Raw genomic sequence first — 4,519 nt, forward strand, 5'->3', positions numbered from 1 at the left:
GATATTGATCGTCCAGAACGATCAATTAATCATAAATATCAACTCTGGTGATAATGACATTCCCATGCCCGTTGGTAAATCCAAGCCCTGACACTCCTGTCGAGGAGCCACCATCACTGTAAGCAACTATCCGTGTGCCCGCCCCCTCACTGCACGCTATGGCGCGTATATTCGACTGCCAGGGGCGCGGTAACGGGTCATTAATAACCCCGACAGCAATCCCCAGATACTCAGGTACAACACCCCACTTGCCTGATTTTAAGATATTAGTATTAATCCCGTTATCTGATGCCGTTCCGACGCCCCCTACTTTTTCCAGGTCGGATAAGGTTCGGGTCTCGTTGGTTAAAATACAGGTTCTGGATGCATCCCAGATGGCGAGACCATAATCAGGCAACGACTGCGGGAATATAGAAAAGAAATAAACGTCCATCCGCGTACCGACTGCGGCATTGCGCAATGATATCGTGCAGGTTCCGTTGGCAATATCGGACCATAGCGCCCCTTGTCCAGTGGTATAGACAAACGGGATTATAGGCTGACTGACATCATAACTTTGTGTTACTGAGGTGATTGTGGACGCCGTTGGAACGGTAACGCTTTTCTTCGCAAACAGCGCCAGAGGAATACTTTCCGGACTAACCCATACTTCACTGGATGATGTTGCTAATAAAACCCCGTATGACATATCACCCCTTCTCTATGGTAATGACCAGGAATGCGCGGGCTGCCTGGAATGTATCGGCGGCGTACTCCGTATCGCCGGCAGCGGACACTGTTATCGTATTACCTGACACGCTAACTCTGCGTCTGCCACTGCCCATCCCTCCAGAGCTCGTCTCCGATGCGTTTGCGACGTGGTAATAATTTAACTTTAAGCCTGGCGGCACGGGGACAGTCCATGAACCTGACTTCTGCCCATTGGCTAATACTTGCGTCCCGTATACCGAAACAGGCTTTATGCCATAGTTATTAGGGACGCCGCCCGCGTTCCATGTTTGTACGCCCCATACCATCAGAACACTCCTGTTATTTTTCCAATTTGTACACGGAGAACGCCATTCCCGTCCTTAACGCTCTGGGTTGTGTTGGTGATTTTCATTGCCCCCTCACCGGCCACAGCCCCATTAACCTCAAACGTTCCGTCTGATTTCATGATGGTTCCCGTTTGCCCCTGTACATAATTTGCAGACCGTAGTTCACCAATTTTTGCCAGCGTTATATTTCCGTACTGGATAAACGCATCACTGATAAACACCTGACCATTAACAACAGCAAACGGAGAATATTGCGTATCACCATTGCCACTTATCAGGACGAACTGGTTAGCATTAAACCCGATGCGGGTGACTGCCGGCTTACCCGCTTCAGCCAGCACTGCAATCGACATACCGGCGTTATACATCACACCGTTAATCCGGACTCCGGTTTTGAGGGTATAAATCGCAGATGCCCCGGTAGCGTCAACGACAGCGGTGAGCTTATCTTCCAGTGCGGCGGTCACGCCATTAAACTGGGCCTGCACCTGCGTGGACATTTCCGCCATAGCCTGATTCACATCGGCGATCGTGGTTTTCACCACCAGGATATCCGCGCGTACCTCTCCATACTGCGCCCACTGGTAATCTATGGTGGCATTATTCGTCAGCGCGTTTTGCAGAATACCTTCAAGGTTGGTATCAATATCCCCCGTAAGGCGGTCGCCATCGGCAGACGTCAGAAAATCATCGGCAATATCGCCCAGGTAGTCGTCAGCATTCGCGTTGGATTCACCACGAATCCAGTCGGTCCAGCCTGATTCATTACCCGTTCTGTCTACCAGCTGCGCTCGGTACCAGAATTCCTGCCCCGCCTTCAGCCCCAGTTGGGTGTATTCGGCAGACGGATAAGGCACATCTGACAGCAAAAGAGGATTTGAGAAATCACTGTTCGCGGTGTACTGGATTTCCGTTTTCAGCGTGTCCCCTGTGTTAGCCGGGAATCCCCAGTTCAGGCGAATACCCCAGTTAATCGGCGTTGTTACAAACCCAACTGGTTTTGGCGGATTCCCCACCTTGCCCGTCAGCGTTTTCTCTTCGGAAAAACCCCAGCCAGAGGATATTTCAGAGGCATTAATGGCGCGCACACGTACGAGGTAGCGCCCGGCATAAATACCAGGAACATCAAAAGACGTTGTGGAGCTGCGCGGCACGTTCACCCAGTTCCCGTCGTTACGCCGCCATTGTGCTTCGTATGCGATAGCGTTCTGCGCCTGGTCCCAGCTCACGCGCATGGTTTCGACGCTGATATTCTGCTGAACCACTGAAAATGAGCTGATTACGATATTGGCTGGCGAAGACTGGTTACCTGGAGGGATCACACTCACTGGCCGCTGGTCAATGATGGCTCCTGTATCGATACGGGCATATTTATCAGGATCATGCCAGGCACCTGCAATCGAAAAGGTTCCGTCATTGTTATCGGTGACACTGATAACACGATATTGCTGCGAGTACAGTGCGTCGGACTCGACCACCCAAACGACCTCGGGCTGCGGTGTTTCGCTGTATACCGTGGTGACTGTTACCACATTGCCATTCACTGCCTGAATCGTTCGACTCTGCGATGCGCCAGAGGGAAGATTCAGAATCAACCGTCCCCCCGCGACTGCATCGGCATTTCTGTCCAGCGTGATGGCGCGACCGTTGACAGCGCTGATACGGCCCCCCATAACTTTGCCTGAGAGCAATTCATCAGCCACTGCGATGACATAGCCAGGCTGGGGAATATTGCCATCGAGACCAACATCAAACGACACAACCCGATCTTTGTTATTGGTGAGGATGCCCCAGCGACCTTTACGATTTGCCTCAGACTGACGCGTACAACCGATGGCTGTCATTTCCAGCTGATTAAATCCGTACCGGGCCACCAGAGGCTGCTCAAATACCGGCTCCATCGCATCCGCATAGGCGTTACCCGGATCAGACCAGGAAACCAGCGCTGTGGTATACCGCGTTTTTGTCGTACTGCTGGAATAGGTAAAGCGTCCGTCGATAACGTTAGCGCGGGTGTAAGCGTAATCCACATCTCTTGGCATATCGGCAAGCGCAACAATCTGATCACCGCCCCAGTACGTCATACCCCGGAATATAGCAGCAAAGTCACGCAGCACAGTGTAAGCGTCATTCCTCTCCTGAACATAGACGTTACAGGTATAGCGTGGCTCTGTCCCGCTTCCACCCTTTCCATCCGGTACCGGCTGATCGCAATACTGCGATACCTGGTACAACGTCCATTTATCGATGTTGGCTGCACTCAGGCGATTGCCCAGACCAAAGCGATCGGTAATAACCAGATCGTAAAATATCCACGCCGGGTTATCGGTCCAGGCCCACTTAAACGCGCCCTGCCATGTACCACTATAAGTCCGCGTATCGGGGTCATAGTTATCAGGCACGCGGATCACCCGGCCACGTGGTTCACAGGATATCTGTGGAATCGAACCATTGAACTGGCTTGAGTCGAATTCGATGTACAGCAGGGCGGTATTTGGATAGCGTAATTTGGCGTCAATAACCTCAGTGAAGCTCTGAAGTGTCATGGTATCGCCAATCTTTGCGCTGTTTGCATCAGCGGTAATCTTACGTAACCTGATTGTCCAGGTGCTGCCCGCCTGTGGTAAATCGATACGGTGGCTGCGTTCGTAGCCTGAAGTAGTTTTTCCGGTTACGCTGGTATTCAGAACGGTTTGCCAGATTCCACCATCAGTCTGCAGGTCTATCGCATAATTAATGGAATACCCTACCAGATCGCCGTTGTCCTCCTGCTTAAACAGCGAAGGCCATTTCAGTCGCAGGCGAGCTGCTGATAGTTGGGTGTTGGTGAAGGTACGCGTCCAGGCCGTTGAGCTTGAAACCTCAGTGCCCACATTAATTTCGTTTTCGGTGCCCGGAATACCCTGAATATATTTCTGCGCCTGCGTCCCGGAACGAAACTCACACGCCACACCACTAAAGTTCTGCGAGCCATCAGCATTCACCAGCGGTGTACTATCGAGGTAAATATCCTTGCCGGTTAATTGTCCTGAGAACTCACCTTCCCCCAGTGCTACAAGTATTTTTGCCTTAGCTATAGACTGGAGATCATCTGGTTGTTCTGTCGGGGTTCGGGAACTGGAACTGCCGCCCTTTCGGCCTTTGATAGAGGTTGCTTTAGCCATTTCTCGCCCATAAAAAAACCGCCCGTAGGCGGTATGTATGAAAGTTGATATTTAATAAAATTCCACGCTTGTATGTGCTGTCATTACTGTCGGTTTAGGTAGCGGATTCCCTGCATTCTGTATTATCAAATCACATAACTCTGGAACATGTTTCGCGTTGTATTTACAAGTTGTTGTCGCACTGTATCCTTGTGCATAGCTACTTTCGTTTATAATCTTGTAGTCAAGAGGTTTTGTATTCTTATCAAAATAGGTAACTTCATTTCTGGACAAAATTTTACCGGAACCATAAAACTCGGAACGTATTAAATTATCATT

At 50.6% G+C, this 4,519-nt stretch carries 2 protein-coding genes and 1 pseudogene; all 3 read right to left on the reverse strand.

Annotation, left to right across the window (positions count from 1 at the left end):
- Positions 1-25: 25 nt before the first annotated feature.
- Positions 26-688: a hypothetical protein gene (locus NNO02_RS22585; RefSeq protein WP_271455806.1), complete on the reverse strand. Its 663-nt coding sequence runs from the start codon at positions 686-688 to the stop codon at positions 26-28.
- 327 nt (positions 689-1,015) lie between these two features.
- A complete protein-coding gene (locus NNO02_RS22590; protein WP_271455807.1) occupies positions 1,016-4,201 on the reverse strand; it encodes a host specificity protein J in 3,186 nt (1,061 codons plus the stop codon).
- A 51-nt stretch (positions 4,202-4,252) separates the two neighbouring features.
- A pseudogene (locus NNO02_RS22595) lies at positions 4,253-4,519 on the reverse strand (YnfC family lipoprotein); the annotation flags it as partial.

The organism is Citrobacter sp. Awk 2 (assembly GCF_028069815.1).
Taxonomy (GTDB): Bacteria; Pseudomonadota; Gammaproteobacteria; order Enterobacterales; family Enterobacteriaceae; genus Citrobacter.

Excerpts from the sequence above, each read along its gene's own strand:
- NNO02_RS22590 (WP_271455807.1), bottom strand. The coding sequence starts at position 4,201 with ATGGCTAAAGCAACCTCTATCAAAGGCCGAAAGGGCGGCAGTTCCAGT.
- NNO02_RS22585 (WP_271455806.1), bottom strand. The coding sequence starts at position 688 with ATGTCATACGGGGTTTTATTAGCAACATCATCCAGTGAAGTATGGGTT.